Below are 17922 nucleotides of genomic sequence, written 5' to 3' on the forward strand. Positions count from 1 at the left end.
TTTATACATATTTAGATTAAATCTATTATATTACCTACTAAGTTTGACTATTCTTCCTGGATATGTTTTTGTATGCGGATTATGTTTTTTAATTTTTCTAATTTTTACTGTTATATAATAGATAACTATGATAAAATAATTGTTAAATTTAAGTTTTAACTAAGGAGTGCTTACTAGTGAAAATCGAAAGATCAAAAAAAATGGCTATGTTTCCAAAAGCAATATTCGGAGATTTAAAAGCGGCCGCCAATCGTAAAGCAGCTTCTGGTACTAAGTTAATCGATTTAAGTCTCGGTAGCCCAGACCTCCCCCCCGATGAAAAAGTACGTATGGAACTTTCTAATCAAGCAGCATTAGCAAGTTCTTACGGTTATACTTTGGGCGGAACGAAAAAATTCTACCAAGCTGTTGCAAATTATTATAAACGTCGTAGTAATGTAGATTTAGATCCCGAATCAGAAATTATTCAAACTATGGGTTCTCAAGAAGGTTTAGTTCATGTACCAATGGCCTTTTGTAACCCGGGAGATTATGTTTTAACAACAAATCCCGCCTATGTAGCCTATGATGCCGGTATTCACCTAGCAGAAGCAATTCCTTATTATATGCCTTTGTTAGAAGAAAATTCTTTTTTACCAGACTTTGATGCGATTCCAGTTGAAATTGCTGAAAAAGCAAAAATGATGATTTTAAATTTACCTGGTAACCCTGTACCTGCAATGCCATCTGAAGTATTTTTCGCTAAAGTTGTAGCATTTGCAAGAAAATACAATATAATAGTACTTCACGACGCTGCATACTCAGAATTCTATTTTGATGGTGGCAAGCCTATGAGTTTCTTATCTACACCTGGCGCAAAAGAAGTTGGCATGGAAATCAATTCTCTTTCTAAAAGTTTTAGTTTAGCAGGAGCACGTATTGCTTATATTGCTGGTAATGCTGAAATGATTTCGATTATACAAGAACTAAAATCGAACCTTGACTATGGTACTTACCAACCGATTCAAGATGCTGCATGTGTAGCTTTAGATCATGCTGAAGAAATCACTGACCGTTTACGTTCTGTGTTTACAAAACGTCACCATATTTTAGTCGAAGGTTTAGAGAGTATTGGTTGGAATGTTACACCATCAGAAGGTGGAATGTTTGTTTTTGCAAAATATCCTAATCAAGAGATGAACGACATCGATTTTGTATATCATGCAATTGAAAAAACAGGCGTTGTAATGGTTCCAGGTTCAATATTTGGAGATGCCGGTAAAAATTATGTCCGTCTAGCATTAGTTCAAGAAGAATCTTTACTTAAAGAGGCTGTAGAACGTCTGGGAAAGCTTTCAAAAGTTGAAGTTGGCGTATAAATTTTGAGTTATATTTCAAAGTTCAAATTTGTTTCTTGACAAGTTTGAACTTTTTTGTTGTTTAAGCTTAACCAGTGGAGCTTTTCATTAACTAAAACCCCAATACTTTGATTCCATAAAAAAAGGGGGTAAACTGCTCCCCCTCTTAATTCTTTATATCCTTCGATGAGCCTTCATTTAAATAAACTTCACCGTCTTTATAAATCATCTGTTCTGGATAGCGTAGGTTTATAACCGCGTCCTGAAGTTCTTGTGAAGGTGCACGTGTTGAGAGTGACACAATTATATTAGTAGCGAAGGCAGCTATCGCCCCGAAAATACCAGCGCCTGTATCGATAATGCCTAATATCGTAAAGCCACCATACTTTGCACTAAAAATGTAAAGAAGTGTCACAGCTAAACCGACAAGCATGCCAGCCATAGTTCCTTTTGCATTAGCCCGCTTCCACCAGACGCCTAATACGAGTGCAGGGAAGAAAGTACCGGTAGCAATTGCAAATGCCCATGCAACAATTTGGGTAATGGCACCAGGTGGGTTTAATGCAATAAGACCAGCTAGTAGTGTTGCAACAACAATTGAAATACGACCTATAAGTAGACGTTTTCGTTCAGATGCTTGTGGATTGATAATGCGGTAATAAATATCATGTGCAAACGACGAAGAAATAGAAATCATTAAGCCACCAGCTGTAGATAGTGCAGCTGCCATTGCACCTGCAGCCACTAGTCCAATAACAAAGATACCTAGATTTGCAATTTCAGGTGTAGCCATTACGACAATATCGTTAGCAATTGTAAGTTCAGCCCATTGAAGTATGCCATCACCATTCGTATCGGCTATCCCTAATTTTCCTGTATCAATCCATGATTGGGTCCACGAAGGTAATTCAGCAATCTTTTTACCAGCAACTTCCGTTAATAAAATAAAACGAGCAAAGGCTGCATAAGCTGGTGCACTAAAATATAAAAGTCCGATAAAAACTAATGCCCAAGCGCCTGACCAACGAGCCGCCTTCATAGTACCTACAGTATAAAAACGTACAATAACATGTGGAAGTCCAGCTGTACCACACATTAATGTAAACATGAGTGCTAAAAACTGCCATTTAGTTCCATTTGTGAATGGTGCAAAATATTCAGAGATTCCAAGTTCTCGGTCTAGTTCCCCCATTTTTGTTACAATTTCACCATAGGATATCCACGGTATAGGATTACTAGTTAATTGTAATGACATAAAAATAACAGGTACTAAATATGCGATTATTAAAATAACGTATTGTGCAACTTGTGTCCAAGTAATGCCTTTCATCCCACCGAATGCAGCATAAAATGCAATTAACACAACGCCGATCAGTGTTCCTATTTTAGCATCAATTTCAAAGAGACGTCCGATTACTACACCAGAACCTGATAGCTGCCCAATTGAATACGTGAAGCTTATAATAATTGTACATATAGCAGCAATTTTTAGCGCTGCCTTACTATTAAAACGGTCTCCGATAAATTCAGGTACAGTAAAGCGACCAAATTTACGAAGCTGAGGTGCAAGTAATATTGTTAAAAATAAATAACCGCCAGTCCATCCCATAATATAGGCTAATCCATCATAGCCAAGTAACATGATAGTACCAGCCATTCCGATAAAGGATGCTGCACTCATCCAGTCTGCCCCAATCGCCATCCCATTAAAAATAGGAGGTACTCCACGACCAGCAACATAAAAATCAGATGTTTGCTTAGCAGTATTAAATACCGCTATTCCAATATATAAAGCAAATGTACATAGTATAATCACCAGTGATACTAAAAATTGACTATCCATATTCAGCCTCCTTCCATTAGTGATCTATCATGTTTTTTGAACCTATTTCTTTATTTCGTTCATCATCAATCCCATATTTTTTATCAATTTTGTCCCCGACAATCGCATTTACAAACAGTAAAACAATGAAAGTAAATAACGCTCCAAATGCCCCCATAAAATAGTGGAATGGGAATCCCAAAAACTGAATTTCAGTTAGTGAGTCTGCAAACGCTACCATAACATAAGACACAAGAAACCAAAGAGCAAAATAAACAAACATGTACCTATTTTTCTCACGGAAATAAGCATCAGCAACTTCTTTATCAATCTTTTTCATACGGACCACCTTTCTATTAATCTATCTCAAATCAAAAATAAATTGAAACGTTTCCTTTAAAGGAAGCGGTACCAGAATTATCTTGACTATCATTAAAATAATTAGTGCAACCACAGGAAAGGTAAGAAAAATGAACCGTTTTTTTATTAGTGCATAGGTAAGACAAATACTAGTGAATAAGATAAGAAACAGAAGCAACAAAACACCTCCTATAATCTCAACGTCTTCTAATATATGTTGGAAATGATCAAGATAAAACGATAATAAAGTAAAAAATCCTAATCGATTGATTCTACAAAATTTGATGCACATACTAAATCATACAAATATTTTTATAAGAACCTGCAAAATACAAACAAAGTTTCTCTTAAATTCCAATCTTTATCCATTCAACTTTTAACATAAAAAAGTACTTCCTATAATAGAAATGGTACCCGTTCCATTTCTTTATAAGAAGTACAATTAAAAGAGGTTATTTGCATGTGAATGGCGATTCTCTGAGCGCTTTAATTCACAGATGTTATTTCACTGTTGTAGTTACAGGAATTGCTGCTTGTAATATTTCAACAGCCTGATCTATTTCATCATAACTTACTGTTAATGGTGGAAGTAAGCGGACAACATCTTCTCCTGCAGGTACAAGTAGTAAACCATTTTTGTCAGTTATTTCAACCAATTTTGAAGAGCTATCACAAGTTATTCCGAGTAAGAGGCCCATCCCTCTTATTTCAACAGAAGCAGGTAACGCCGCTTGCAATTTTTCTTTAAAATATTGCGATTTATCTGTTACAGTTTTTAAAAACGCTTTTGTGAAAATTTCCTCAATAACTGCTGTCGCAACTGCCATTGCTAATGGATTACCACCAAACGTAGTACCATGAGTACCCGGACCAAAGCTTTCATATAATTCGGCGGTTCCTAACATAGCACCAATTGGAAAACCACCAGCTAAACCTTTTGCTAATGTTACAATATCAGGCTTTAATGCAGTCTGTTCATAAGCATAAGCTGTACCCGTACGACCAATTCCCGTTTGAACTTCATCGACGATACATAAAATTCCTTTTTCATCACAGATTTTTTGAATTGCTTGTGCGAATTCAGGTGTAATTACATGAACGCCACCTTCGCCTTGTACGACTTCTAACATAATAGCTGCTGTCTCATCGTCAACTTTTGCCAGTAAGCTATCTACATCATTAAATGGTATGTACTCAAATTTTTCGACAATAGGTCCAAAACCTTTGTGCACTTTTTCTTGACCAGTTGCAGACATGGAACCAAAAGTTCTACCATGAAATGAATGTAAGCAAGTAATAATTTTATGCTTTCCAGTATGTTTTCTAGCTAATTTTATGGCTGCTTCATTTGCCTCCGTACCACTATTACAGAAGAAAGCATGTGATAAATGTGTATCTTTGACTAATTTCTCTGCTAATTTCTCTTGATACTTATTTTCAAAGAGGTTAGAAGTGTGCCAAAGTAATTCACTTTGATGCTTAATCGTATCTACCAATATTGGATTTGCGTGTCCTAAGCTTAATACTGCGATTCCGCTTGTAAAGTCTAAATAGGATTTACCATTTTCATCCCAAACTGTTGTACCTTTACCCTTTACAATTTGAATTGGTCTAGTTTTATAATTGCCGAATAGTGCGCTCATAATAACACCCCTTCTTTTGTAATTTTAGTGCCTTGAAACTTTTGATCGACGATATGTATAGCTGGAATTCCTTCTTCTAAACATGCAATCGCTGCTTGAACTTTCGGAATCATACCACCATATATATCCTTTGTTTCAATCCAATTTCTAATAATCTCTGGGTTTACTTCTTGTTGAACCTCATTATTAATCCTAATGCCAGGTGTATCTGTTACTAACAATAATGCATCTGCTTTAATCGCCAATGCTATATCGCTAGCTACTGTATCTCCATTTATATTTAGTGGAATCCCATCTTTTGTGGCACCAAAACAAGCAATGACTGGTACTTTACCTGCATCAAAATATTGTTGAATCGTAGACAAATGTACTTTTTGAATTTCACCAACATAGCCATAAACTGATTGATCAAGAAAATCGCTCTCAAAAATAGAACTATCTATGCCATTTAACCCAATGGATGAGATACCTGCAGAATTTAGCTGCTTTGTAAGGTAAGGATTTACTTCTTCGATAAGGGCATGTTGTACGATTTTGACTGCCTCTTTAGATGTAAAACGAATTCCATTAACCTTCTTATATGCTATATTGTTTTTCTCTAAGCTAGCATTAATAGCAGGTCCACCACCATGTACTATAACAACTTGATAGCCACTTTTTATATACTTTTGGACTTTCTCAAAAAATGAGCTGTTTAAGTCGCCTAGTATACTTCCACCAAGTTTTATCACTATAGTTTTATGATCTATATGTGGCATTGATTTGGACATAGTCATACGTTAAATCACACCCCCATGCAGTTCCTTTACCTTCTCCAATTCCCATATCGACTAAAATTTTCACTTCATTTTGTTTTAAATATTCCGTTATTTCTTCTTCAGAAAATACAATTGGTTCTCCGGATTCCACAACAAGTGTTGAACCAATTTGAATTTTAATATTTTCCGGTTTAACGGTCATTCCACTATATCCAACTGCGCAAATAACTCTTCCCCAGTTTGCATCACAACCAAAGACTGCTGTTTTAACTAGTGAAGAACCAACTACAGTTTTTGCAATCTGTAATGCCTCTTTATCATCTTTTGCGCCTGATACATTTACTTCAATTAGTTTAGTTGCACCTTCTCCGTCTTTTGCAATCATTTTAGATAGGTCTTCGCAGGCAGATTTAAAAGCTTCCGTAAAGACATTCCAATCCGGATGATCTGGTGTTAATTCATTATTTTCTGCCAATCCATTTGCTAGGACAAGTACTGTATCGTTTGTAGATGTATCTCCATCAACTGTAATCGCATTAAATGTTTTTTCTGTAGTATCTGCTAATAGTGCTTGGAGAGTTTCATGACTAATATTGGCATCAGTTGTGATATACGCTAGCATTGTTGCCATATTTGGTTTAATCATACCTGATCCTTTAGCAACTCCTGCAATAATTACCTCTTTATCATCAATTTTAATGCTGTAAGCAGTATGTTTTGTGACAGTATCCGTTGTTAAAATTGCTTGTGAAAAATCAAGTGCATCTTCCAATTCTGTACCGGGGTTAATTGTTTCAATTCCCTTTTTCACAGTATCCATTGGCATTAATTCACCAATAACACCTGTTGAACATACACCTACCAAACTCTGTGGTATATTTAACTTTTCAGCTGTCAATTTCTGCATTGTATAAGCGTCTTCTGCACCTTGAGTACCAGTACATGCATTTGCGTTTCCAGAGTTAACGATGATTGCTTGCATTTTACCAGTGCTGTGAACAATGTCTTTTGAAAGTAATAACGGAGCAGCCTTGATGACATTCGTTGTGAAAACACCTGCCACATTTGCTGGAACTTCACTGACTAACAATGCCATATCTTTCTTTTTGTGTTTAAGGCCACAATGAATCCCTGCTGCTTTAAATCCTTTTGGTGAAATAATATTATGACTTGCACTTCTTTTTAATATATCTGTAACTGTCAACATACTCTCTCCCTTTATATCCAAATTGGAATTTGTGTTAATCCTGTTGTAATCTCATAACCAAACATTACATTCATATTCTGAATTGCTTGACCTGCTGCACCTTTTACTAAATTATCAATTACTGAGATAATAGTTGCCCTACCTGTACGTTCGTCTACATTTATATGTATATCGCAATAGTTTGTTCCGCGAACTTGGCTAGTATTTATTTTTGTAGTGTTTTCGATTACTCGTACAAATGGATGCTTTTCATATTTATTATAAAGACTGTTATATAAATCTTCTTTTGTAACACCAACTTGTAAATTTGCATAGCTAGTTGCCATAATTCCACGATTCATAGGTACTAAATGTGTAGAAAAAGTGATTGGATTATTTTTTTCAGCAAACATTGCCATAGCCTGTTCAATCTCTGGAATATGTTGATGCTGATTGATCTTGTATATTGATGTATTATCGTTTGTTTCACAAAAGTGGTTGTTGGCATTTGGTTTATTTCCAGCACCACTTATTCCACTTTTCGCATCTATTATTAAACTTTTAGAATCTATTAAGTTATCTTTCAGTAGTGGTAATAATGATAATAAGACTGCCGATGGATAACATCCTGGATTAGCAATTAAATTAGCATTTTCAATTTGTTTTTCATTCCATTCAGTAAGACCATAAACACTTTTTTCAATAATATGCAAAGGAGCTGAAGGTAGCTTATACCATTTTTCATAATCTTCAGTGTTCTTGATTCGAAAATCCCCTGATAAATCGATTACTTTTACTTTTTCATTAAGTATTTCTGGAATTAACTTACTAGAAACTCCAGATGGCGTACTAGTAAAAATAACATCCAATTTTCGCAATGCTTCAGGTTCAATTTTTTGTAAGGGCTGATCAATTATTTTTCGGAGATGTGTATATTTATTCGAAAAAGGAATACCATCTTCTGATGACGAGAAAAGATGAATTGTTTCTACCTTCGAATGATTATACAAAAGCCTTAGTAATTCAAGACCACCATATCCTGTTGCTCCTATTATTCCAACCTGCATTGCGCTCACCTCTTGTATATGATGTTATTATTATATTGTTGGATATTTATAAAGTCAACTGTATTTTTATTATTTATCAAATAATTTTAAATTAACGGACTTAAGCGTATTTTCTTATCGTTACAAAACAAATCGATTTCAATTTAATATGCAAAAATTAATTTCATATTAATCGTGTATCTTAAATGTAAATATTAATCTTCCAATTTTTGGGTGTTTCAACTCCTGGATATTGAATTAGTTCCCTAAAATTGAAATTTCATAAAGAAAATTGAATACATATTCAAGAAGTCACTGACTAGAACGTAAATCTAAGAATAATGAATCAAACATAGATAATAGTAAGATACACAGTTAGCATCGTCAGGGCTATTTTCCTTGAAAGCTACAACGATATTTTCATTCTATATTAGCAACCACTTAAATTTTCTAATTAAAAAAAGGCAAACTGACGTCCGAAGACGGCAATTTGCCTCTTTGTATTTATTAGACTATTTTTCTTTTTTCCATTCTTCTATCTCGTACTCTAGCGATACATCATCTGTATACTTGTTATAACGCTTTTTAAATAAGTAAAAGAAATGCGTTATAAATACTTTTAAGACTGCATAACCCGGAATACCTAAGATTACCCCAGGGACACCAAAGATAGATCCAGCTGTTAATAGTACGAAAATTATAGTAATCGGATGAACATGAAGTGATTTCCCCATTATTTGTGGAGAAATAAATTTACCTTCTACAAATTGTACGATTGTCCAAACTACTGCAAGTTTTAAAAGCATTAACGGTGCATTTACGATTGCTATAATTGCTGCAGGTGTAATTGCTATAATTGGTCCTAAATATGGTACAACGCTTGTAACCATAGCAAGGAAACCTAAAACAACAGCGTAATCCAATCCAATGATTAAAAAACCTATCGTTACCATAATGCCAATACAAAAAGCAACTAAAATTTGACCTTGAATGTAACTACTAATTTGATGGTCTGCTTGTTTTAAAACAAATGCAGTTCCTTCTCTCATACGAGGTGGTAGAAGTTTCATTGCAAAATTCGGCAATTTTTCTCCATCTTTTAAAAGATAAAATAATATAAACGGTACAGTAACTAAAGCAATTACGATACCTGTTAAAGTAGATATAAATCCAGTTATTCCGGTTGCAATACCTGTTCCTAATTCTTTCGCGCCATCTTTAACCGTATCATTTAACTGATTTGAAATATTATTTAATACTTCATTTAGATTAAAATTATACTTTGCCAAAGTATCATTCAGTTTAGAACTCTCTAAAAAATCTTGAATAGAGTGAACTACTTGCATAAAGTAAATCGGAAATTCCTGAATTAAATTCATAAATTGCTCTTTTAAAAAGGGAAATATTAGTGTCACAAACAATGAAATAATACTAATCCCCGCAACATAGATTATTAGTATCGACCATATTTTTGGAATTTTCCATTTCATCAATAGATTTAATACAGGTCTTAATAAGTAATACAAAATTAAAGCTAGTATAACTGGTAAAACAACTGTTCTTAAAAAAACAACAATAGGATAAAAGATAAAGGAAATTTTTTCATAGATAAAAATAATACATCCGACTAACAATAATGTAACTAACCCAAACAACAAATTTTTGCCACCCAGAAACTGGATAAACCTTGTTTTAAAAAACGAACTTTTTTCTGGTTGCAATGAATTTCCCCCTCTTATACACACAAAATCTTCTCTGTCTATCTAACTATTTCCATTATACTCTTTTGTTACTGATTGGAACCAAGAAATTTATCTAATGCTTGTTGATTTTTTTCAACATTAATATCAAGTACAGACCCTGCTTGTGGGTAAAATCCATAATCATAGCTATGCTCAACAGGAATCGTTAATCTTTGTATGTTAGGACTTCCTCCTTTGATAATTGAAAACATATAGCCTAATTCTTGACTGTCTGTCATATCTGATTGTACATATCCTTGAACTGCACCTAACAGTTTCGGGTAATTTTTATAATTCTTTGGAGAAAGAGCTTCTTTTTTTAGGGCTTCTAATGCTTTTTGTTGACGATCAACTCGTCCAAAGTCCCCTAGATTGTCATGACGGAAACGTGCAAATCCTAACAATTCTTTCCCGTTAAGTCTTTGTTCACCTTTTTTAAGGCTAACCCCTATATTTTCGGACATATCATGATCTACGTATACTTTAACTCCGTTTGGAGCAACGATATCCACTAACTTTTCAAAACTTTTAAAGTCAATCAAAGCATAGTGATTGATTTCAACATCAAATGTATTTTTTAATGTATCCTTTAATAGTTGAACTCCACCTAAATAATAGGCTGTATTTAACTTATACGATTGGTAACCAGGTATATTTGCATAAATATCTCGCATGAAGGACACCATCTTGACATCGTTTGTATCTTTGTTCCAAGAAACTAATATCATAGAGTCTGTGCGTGATCTTACTTCACCTCGGGAATCTACACCTAATAGAAGTATATTTTCAATATTCGACTTTGTTTGTGCATCTCCTTTAAATTGTTCTACCTTTTTTGTAGCATTTGATGCAAGTTTTTGTCCTTCTTTATATTGGTTATATGAATAAACTCCAGCTATAATAGCCAGCAGTATAAATATAGTTAAAAAAGCACGACCTTTTCTTAACTTTCTTTTTTTCTTACGGACATGTGTATGACGTTTTTCGTCCATATGACTTTCTCCTTTCACTACTTCTTTTTTTAAAAGAAGTTATCGTGTACACTACATATTAGTAGTAGAAACTATTCTACGCAAGTAAAATGACCAAAAAATACTTAGGAGGTCAAAATATGACAGAAACAACTCTTTCAACTGCTACTTTTGCTGGCGGATGCTTTTGGTGTATGGTAAAACCATTTGTTGAATGGGATGGTATACACAGTGTCACTTCAGGTTATATGGGGGGACATTTAGAAAACCCTACATATGAAGATGTAAAAAAAGGCACTACTGGTCATGTAGAGGTTGTCCAAATAATTTTCGATGAAGCCATATTTCCATATGAAAAATTACTAGAATTATTTTGGCAACAAATTGACCCTACTGACGATGCTGGGCAATTCCAAGATCGCGGAAGCAACTATCGAACTGCAATTTTCTACCATTCAGATAAACAAAAGATGGTTGCAGAAAAATCTAAACAAGACTTAGCCAATAGCGGTCGTTTTAAAAAACCGATTGTTACAGAGATAAAAGCTGCAACAACTTTTTACCCAGCAGAAGATTACCATCAAGATTTTTATAAAAAGAATCCAGAACATTATAAACAGGATCGAGCTGCATCTGGTAGAGATAAGTTCATCCAAGAAAATTGGAAGTAAAATCTCCTATCCAATTGCATAGCACAAATTTATTGACGTTTTTCGCATTCAAAGGATGCATATACATTGAAAAAGGCTGTATCGTAAGCTTTATACTTATGAGGCAGCCTCTTTTTGTATTTTTCCTCATAAAATCTATTAATTATTCATTTTTCTTATAAAACTACTTGTTATTCTTTCTTAACATGAAATAATAAGAGAAGAAAACTGAAAGAGGTGAAATTATTGGACTTATTTTTAATCATTTTACCTGTATTAATCGTTTTTTTAATCGGTTATATCGGACAAAAGCTCATCAATTTTGATATTAGAACGATTTCAAAAGTATCTTTGTATTTAATGTCTCCATTTTTAGCATTTCGAACATTTTATACAACTGCACTGACAATGGATTATTTATACATATGTTTGTTTGCTTCCCTTTTGATTTTATTTTTATTTATCATTACATGGATTTGGGCTCGTTTTTTAAAAGCAGAACGTTCTGAAGTATCAGCTATGATGCTAGGTGCAGTCTTTATGAATAGTGGAAATTATGGGGCTCCCGTTGTATTATTTGCTCTTGGTTCACCAGGCTTTCATGTAGCGGTTATCATCATGGTATTGCATTCATTGTTCATGAATTCGCTTGGTATTTTCTTTGCTGCTATCGGTGGGAAAGGAAAAGCCACTGTCAGACAAGCACTTAAAAACGTTTTTCAAATGCCCGTTTTATATGCATCTATTTTCGGTATAGTACTCCAACTTATTCAAGTACATGTTCCTGAAGCAATTATGAATGGCGTTGATTTGGTCGCAGATGCCTCAATCCCACTTGTCATGCTTGTATTAGGAATGCAACTTGCAGCAATTTCTAAAACTCGAGTTCAATATCGTTTTGTAACATCTGTTAGTTTTATTCGAATTATTATTTCGCCGCTAGTTGCTACCGCAATCCTATGGTTCATGCCGCTTAGTGATTTGATAAAATCTGTCCTAATTATTCAAGCTGCTATGCCTGCAGCCGCAAATACGACGATGTTGGCTTTACAATTTGATACAGAGCCAGATTTAGTATCGTTCACTACATTTGTAACAACTATTATTAGTATTTTTAGTATCCCTATTGTGCTACATTTTCTTGGTATATAGCCAATATTTTATCAATTGTAAATTCTGCTTTTAAAGCAAGCTATAATTTATGAACTTTTCGTTATAAATAATATTTTAGAATTGAGGTCTTACATATGAATAGAATTCCTCCAGTTGTGTTACTTATAATAGCAACGATATTATGGGGTGGTAATTTCGTAATTGGGAGAGCGGTTGCTAATGATTTACCTCCATTTATATTAGCCTTTTTTAGATGGTGTGTAGCTTTAATCGTCTTTCTACCCATTATTTATACTGCACTAAAACGAGAATGGCCACAAATCAAAAAGCATTGGGCAATTGTTTTAGTTCTAGGGTTTACCGGAGTTGCGAGTTTCAATACACTTGTATATATTGCATTACACTATACAACATCGATCAATGCATCTCTTATGAACATGCTTACACCTGTAATTATTTATATACTGTCCTTTTTCTTTCTCAAGGAAAAATTAAATCGCAACCAAATAATTGGTACTGTTATATCTTTTATTGGTGTAATAACAATTATCTCAAATGGGTCTATAAAAGCTCTACAACACTTTTCGTTTAATAAAGGCGATTTGATCGTTATTATCGCTGTTATTTTATGGAGCGTATATTCACTATTAGTGAAACAATATGCTAAGGAGTTACCTGGTCACACTACATTTTTTGTCTCAATTGCAGTCGGCATTATTATGCTACTACCCTTTTATATTTTTGAAACTTTTACGACTTCAATGGTGATTCATTGGTCTGCTACCTCTATCTTTGCGATTTTATATACAGGTATATTAGCATCTATTGTAGCTTTTATTGCCTGGAATACAGGGGTTGTTAAATTAGGAGCCAATCGTGCTGGCATATATCTTAATTTTATCCCTGTTTTTGCTTCCATTTTCGCTGTCATCTTTATAGGTGAAAAACTTATTCTTTCTCAGGTTATTGGTGGTCTTCTAGTCGTTACTGGAGTTTTCTGGACAGGTCGTAAAATAACTACTGAAAATAATTAATCCTTTAAGGGGCTGGGACAAAAGAGTTTTAGCCAATGAAAAATCCGAACAATAATGTGGAATTCTATTTAAAATTTCACATTTGTTCGGATTTTCTTTTAATTCATATCTATTAAAGCCCTTAATCAGGATTTTGTACAAAGGTACGAACTTTGAATATATATTTCTTCAGTATATTTAGTTTTGTGTTCCGTTCCGGACGGCGCTTTCCGCGGGCTTGGCTTCAATCTCCTCGTCACTACGTTCCTGCGGGGCTTTCAGCTCAAGCTATTCCCGCAGGAGTCGCCATCCTACACTCCACACACCATTCTATATGATGGTCATCAACAAAGAATCGTATTTTCTCAAAGAAAGACGATTGATGAAATTGATTCTATAAATTCAATTGTTCGGATTTGGAAAGCACTAATTTCGTTCTGTCCCAGCCTCTTTTTCTATGGATAAAATTCTAATATCTATTAAATAGGTATATTTCTTGGTAACTTCTGCATATAGTTACAATGCATAATTTAATATTAAAAAATGCAGTCTAATTTGTTACAAATATTACTTTACTCTGAAACATTCGTAATATATATTGTTACTAAGGAGGAATTATCCATGAAACTCAAACCCGTTATCTCGTTATCAATACTTACAGCTTTAGCTTTTGGAACTTTTTTAACTGTTCCTATGCCAAGTAAAGCTGTAACAAATTTAAATGTTACAAATATTACAAAAAGTACTAATAATCCTAATTCTACATATAAAACAGCTTCACTTCATTCATTTAAATTAGTTCGCGCTCAACACGCAGTTAAAATATTTAGCAAAGCTTCAACCAAAAGTACCGTGCTAGATTCGATCAAAAACAATCAGGGTGTAGTTGTATTAAGAAACTATTCAAATGGTTGGTCAAAAGTATCTTTACAATTTTCATCAGGTTATATTCAAACAAATTACTTAACAAGTGTAAAAGCTAATATAAATACCCCTTATGCTATGAATATAAATAAGACCTATTCTTACTATATTCCTGGAAATACGGGCTCTGATTTTAAAACGTATTATAAAGCAAAATATCAAACTGTATATAAACCAAATAAAACTTTAACTCATTTTTGGTTTTTAAACTCTGAACCAGATCCTTACGGAAAAATGGAATACGAAACTTCCAAAGGTCTATACACGGGATATAAGGATATTGGAATTGCAACATTAGCTGTAAAATATCCTGTAAAACTCAATAAAACTTGGAAAGGACTAAATGGGCAAACCCTAAAAATTATATCTACTAAAAAAACAGTAAAAACCAAATCAGGTATTTATAAGAATGTAGTTATTGTGAAAGAAGGTAAAGGCAAAAACTATTCTTACTATGCTCCACATATAGGATTGATTAAACAAGAATTAAATGGTAGAACGTTTTCTGAACTAGCTTCTATCGATCAATAACTAAACATCAAAAGCTTCCAAAACTCATCTTTAAAAATATAACCGTTATTAATGCTACTGCTGTTTAGAAAGAAATTGACCAATAAATTATTGGTCTTTTTCTGTGAAAATATATAATCCCTGCGGTATGTGAATATTCTTGATTAGTTATGGTAATCCTTTAATTGACCTAAAAAAGCCAATAAGAAAGCAGAGCTACCTGTTGTGAGGTAACTTTGTATAAATCTTTTTGGTTTTGGTTACACTAGGCAATTAGGGGTTCTTTATAAGGCTCCTTGTTTAATAACATGGAGTAAATAACCCGAAGCATTCGATGCGAGATCGCAACGAGTGCTTTTTTCTTGCCTCTTCGTGCAGCGAGTGACCAATATTTGGTTGCTAACCAACGATTACGACTTCTTGAAACAGCCCATGCAGCCTCACACATGGCAGATTTAATATGAGGATTTCCTTTCACTGTCCTTGTACTTTTCCTTTTTCCTGCACTTTCATGATTGCCAGGTGAAACGCCTGCCCACGATGCAAGGTGTTGTGAAGTTGGAAATTGCCCCATATCTACGCCGATTTCTGCGATAATTACTGCTGCTGTGTCTTTTTTAATTCCTGGTATAGTTATTAATAACTGTACCTCTTCTTCATATTTTCGGAGAAGTTGATCGACACGTTCTTCGATTTCTGAAATCAACTTTTCTAAGTATTCTATGTGATGCCAAGATTGACGAATGAGAAAAATTTGATGTTCATTAATTGTTCCAAATAACGAATCCGTAATACGTTGTTTTTTGGAAACTAATTTACCGTGAATATCTTTTTCAACATCGGCTTCATCTACATAACCTTGTTCGATTAATCGATTTAAAAGTCTTCTACCGGATACCCCAAATACATCTGAAATCACGGTACTTAGTTTGATATTGGAACTTTCTAATACTTTTTGAATTCGATTCTTTTCCGAAGTTAAATGCCCAATCCATTTCTTCCGAAGTCTTGTTAAATCTCTAAGTTCACGAATGTCTTGTGGTGGAACAAAACTTTTTTCAATTAAACCATGACGTAATAATTTAGCGATCCATTCGGCATCCGAAACATCTGTTTTTCTTCCAGGTACATTTTTAATTCGTTGAGCATTCGCTAACGTTATATCAAAGAAGTCTTCTAAAATGTTAAAAACAGGTTTCCAATACACGCCTGTACTCTCCATGGCAATGTGTGTAATCTCATGACTCTCCAACCATTTTAATAGTCGAAATAAATCTTTTGTCAGCGTAGGAAATGTTTCAGTTTCTGTGTACACATCGTTTTCTCGTTTTCCTTTTATCACACAAGCAACAATTGTTTCAGAATGTACATCTAGTCCAGCGCACTTCTCAATAAATACCTCCAATGAAATCACTCCTTAGTAAAAGATCACAAACAGTGAGTGAATTTGAAAATAAGCATTTTTCTGTACGTAGTCATCCTACTAACAAGTGGAGCTAACAAAGGGTTGAACACCAAATTCACTCAAACAGTTTTTATTACAGGGTCAAAGCCACCAAAAAAGCCCACGTTTAACATCCTGTTTGTGTCATTACCATTATGAACCGAAGGTAACTATTTTCATGCCAGGGTTGGGTGTAAAAAACTCATGAATGTTTTTTATTTACAACAAATTAGTTCGATACCACTGCGATTATTTTCTAAAAAATAATGTTATAATGAATACCTACGTTTCAATGAAAGGCGTTGACTTACTTGGATTTCAAAAAATTGCCAAAAAAATTACAAAACTACGAAAATATTCACTTAATCACTCATACTGATTTAGACGGTGTTGGGCCATCTATCGTATTACGTGCATTCGGGATTACACATTCCCCCTACTATGTAGAAACACGGAAAGTAGATGAAGCAGTACAAACTCGTTTAAATGAGTTAAATGATCACGAATTATTAATCATTACTGACTTAAGCGTAAACGAAGAAACTGCGGAAATGATTGATAAAGTAAATAAAAAGCCAGATGGTCGATTTGTAGTATTACTGGATCACCATGCATCAGCAGTTTCATTAAATAGCTATGAATGGGCTACTGTTCTACCGATAGTAAATGATATTAAAATGTCTGCAACAACTTTAATCTTCAAAGCGTTAAAAGATGCAGAGTATGAAATATCGCCTATTTTCCACTCAACAGAGGAAGAACTAGAGGAAATAGAAAAAAATACTGAGTATACAACGATGGAAAAAGAAACTTTCTTCGATCGTTTAGCACATTTAGTAGAAGACATTCGACTATACGATACTTGGGATTGGAATGTCCTTTCTATTCAGGAAGCGACAGATTTAAATACTATTTTTTATGCTAGAAGAAGACATGATTTTATACATGCACGAATGGACTACCTTTTGAACGGTCAACTTTTTACAGCAGAAGATCTTGCATATCTCCAATTTTCTAAAGAAGAATTACGAAAGATTCTAAAGAAAAAATCAAAACAAATGATAATTGTTCCACAATATCAACTTAAAGGTCATGACACCCCTATTAATATTGGTGTAGTAGAAACAGACTCATACTATAGCGAACTAGGAAATCATTTAGCTGAAAAATTTGAAGAAGAGATTGATGCGGTATTTATCATCAGCTTAGTTAAAAACCGTGTTTCACTCCGTTCGATTGGAGATAAAGTCAATTTATCAGAAATTGCAAAGGCATACAATGGCGGCGGACATCCAAATGCATCTGGATGTGATTTATCTGAATTAGGTGCCGAATTTTTGCTGGCTGTACTTGAAGCTAGCAAGAATAGATAATTCATTACACTTTATGTAACCTTTAACAAA

General features: G+C 34.0%; 15 protein-coding genes. 6 read left to right on the forward strand and 9 right to left on the reverse strand.

Annotated elements, in window-relative coordinates; all coding sequences use genetic code 11:
* Positions 1–176 precede the first annotated feature (176 nt).
* The gene (locus D1606_RS08795; protein WP_119415642.1) at positions 177–1358 is read left to right on the forward strand and encodes an aminotransferase class I/II-fold pyridoxal phosphate-dependent enzyme; all 1182 of its coding nucleotides are present in this window, start codon (positions 177–179) and stop codon (positions 1356–1358) included.
* 145 nt (positions 1359–1503) lie between these two features.
* On the opposite strand, the gene D1606_RS08800 is transcribed toward D1606_RS08795, so the two are convergent.
* The 8 genes from D1606_RS08800 to D1606_RS08840 form a co-directional block, all read right to left on the reverse strand.
* A complete protein-coding gene (locus D1606_RS08800) occupies positions 1504–3180 on the reverse strand; it encodes a sodium:solute symporter family protein (RefSeq protein WP_119415643.1) in 1677 nt (558 codons plus the stop codon).
* A gap of 16 nt (positions 3181–3196) precedes the next feature.
* Positions 3197–3499, reverse strand: a complete 303-nt coding sequence (locus D1606_RS08805) for a DUF4212 domain-containing protein (protein ID WP_119415644.1) — start codon at positions 3497–3499, stop codon at positions 3197–3199.
* Between the two features lie 520 nt (positions 3500–4019).
* Entirely contained in the window at positions 4020–5162 is a 1143-nt protein-coding gene (locus tag D1606_RS08815) for an acetylornithine transaminase (RefSeq protein ID WP_119415646.1), read from the reverse strand.
* Positions 5159–5938 carry an acetylglutamate kinase gene (gene argB / locus D1606_RS08820; RefSeq protein ID WP_119415647.1) on the reverse strand — a complete coding sequence of 260 codons (780 nt, stop codon included), beginning with the start codon at positions 5936–5938 and terminating at the stop codon, positions 5159–5161. Before argB ends, D1606_RS08815 begins: the two co-directional genes overlap by 4 nt.
* Positions 5901–7124, reverse strand: a complete 1224-nt coding sequence (gene argJ / locus D1606_RS08825; RefSeq protein ID WP_119415648.1) for a bifunctional glutamate N-acetyltransferase/amino-acid acetyltransferase ArgJ — start codon at positions 7122–7124, stop codon at positions 5901–5903. Before argJ ends, argB begins: the two co-directional genes overlap by 38 nt.
* 14 nt (positions 7125–7138) lie before the next feature.
* Positions 7139–8173 (reverse strand): N-acetyl-gamma-glutamyl-phosphate reductase, encoded by a 1035-nt coding sequence (gene argC / locus D1606_RS08830; RefSeq protein WP_199670703.1) that lies wholly within the window; start codon positions 8171–8173, stop codon positions 7139–7141.
* Between the two features lie 491 nt (positions 8174–8664).
* A complete protein-coding gene (locus D1606_RS08835) occupies positions 8665–9873 on the reverse strand; it encodes an AI-2E family transporter (protein ID WP_199670705.1) in 1209 nt (402 codons plus the stop codon).
* Positions 9874–9941: 68 nt separating this feature from the next.
* The gene (locus D1606_RS08840; RefSeq protein ID WP_119415651.1) at positions 9942–10886 is read right to left on the reverse strand and encodes an LCP family protein; all 945 of its coding nucleotides are present in this window, start codon (positions 10884–10886) and stop codon (positions 9942–9944) included.
* Positions 10887–11005: 119 nt separating this feature from the next.
* Between D1606_RS08840 and msrA the strand changes: the two genes are divergently transcribed.
* The 4 genes from msrA (at position 11006) to D1606_RS08860 (ending at position 15096) form a co-directional block, all read left to right on the forward strand.
* Positions 11006–11536, forward strand: a complete 531-nt coding sequence (msrA, locus tag D1606_RS08845; protein ID WP_119415652.1) for a peptide-methionine (S)-S-oxide reductase MsrA — start codon at positions 11006–11008, stop codon at positions 11534–11536.
* Positions 11537–11752: 216 nt separating this feature from the next.
* Entirely contained in the window at positions 11753–12667 is a 915-nt protein-coding gene (locus tag D1606_RS08850; RefSeq protein WP_367269472.1) for an AEC family transporter, read from the forward strand.
* Between the two features lie 95 nt (positions 12668–12762).
* On the forward strand, positions 12763–13662 hold the full coding sequence (locus D1606_RS08855; RefSeq protein WP_119415654.1) for a DMT family transporter: 900 nt from the start codon (positions 12763–12765) through the stop codon (positions 13660–13662).
* 600 nt (positions 13663–14262) lie between these two features.
* On the forward strand, positions 14263–15096 hold the full coding sequence (locus D1606_RS08860; RefSeq protein ID WP_119415655.1) for an SH3 domain-containing protein: 834 nt from the start codon (positions 14263–14265) through the stop codon (positions 15094–15096).
* Positions 15097–15340: 244 nt separating this feature from the next.
* Here the strand turns inward: D1606_RS08860 and D1606_RS08865 are convergent, their stop codons facing one another.
* A complete protein-coding gene (locus D1606_RS08865) occupies positions 15341–16480 on the reverse strand; it encodes an IS110 family RNA-guided transposase (RefSeq protein ID WP_119415656.1) in 1140 nt (379 codons plus the stop codon).
* Between the two features lie 350 nt (positions 16481–16830).
* Here D1606_RS08865 and D1606_RS08870 point away from each other — a divergent pair, with 350 nt between their 5' ends.
* Positions 16831–17892 carry a DHH family phosphoesterase gene (locus D1606_RS08870; RefSeq protein WP_119415657.1) on the forward strand — a complete coding sequence of 354 codons (1062 nt, stop codon included), beginning with the start codon at positions 16831–16833 and terminating at the stop codon, positions 17890–17892.
* The last annotated feature ends 30 nt before the right edge of the window (positions 17893–17922 follow it).

The sequence above is a fragment of the Rummeliibacillus sp. POC4 genome (assembly GCF_003576525.1).
GTDB lineage: Bacteria > Bacillota > Bacilli > Bacillales_A > Planococcaceae > Rummeliibacillus.

What these genes read in the sequence shown, in the direction of transcription:
- msrA (WP_119415652.1), top strand. Translation starts at nt 11,006, where the DNA reads ATGACAGAAACAACTCTTTCAACTGCTACTTTTGCTGGCGGATGCTTT.
- argC (WP_199670703.1), bottom strand. Translation starts at nt 8,173, where the DNA reads ATGCAGGTTGGAATAATAGGAGCAACAGGATATGGTGGTCTTGAATTA.
- D1606_RS08855 (WP_119415654.1), top strand. Translation starts at nt 12,763, where the DNA reads ATGAATAGAATTCCTCCAGTTGTGTTACTTATAATAGCAACGATATTA.
- argB (WP_119415647.1), bottom strand. Translation starts at nt 5,938, where the DNA reads ATGACTATGTCCAAATCAATGCCACATATAGATCATAAAACTATAGTG.
- D1606_RS08815 (WP_119415646.1), bottom strand. Translation starts at nt 5,162, where the DNA reads ATGAGCGCACTATTCGGCAATTATAAAACTAGACCAATTCAAATTGTA.
- D1606_RS08860 (WP_119415655.1), top strand. Translation starts at nt 14,263, where the DNA reads ATGAAACTCAAACCCGTTATCTCGTTATCAATACTTACAGCTTTAGCT.
- D1606_RS08800 (WP_119415643.1), bottom strand. Translation starts at nt 3,180, where the DNA reads ATGGATAGTCAATTTTTAGTATCACTGGTGATTATACTATGTACATTT.
- D1606_RS08840 (WP_119415651.1), bottom strand. Translation starts at nt 10,886, where the DNA reads ATGGACGAAAAACGTCATACACATGTCCGTAAGAAAAAAAGAAAGTTA.
- D1606_RS08805 (WP_119415644.1), bottom strand. Translation starts at nt 3,499, where the DNA reads ATGAAAAAGATTGATAAAGAAGTTGCTGATGCTTATTTCCGTGAGAAA.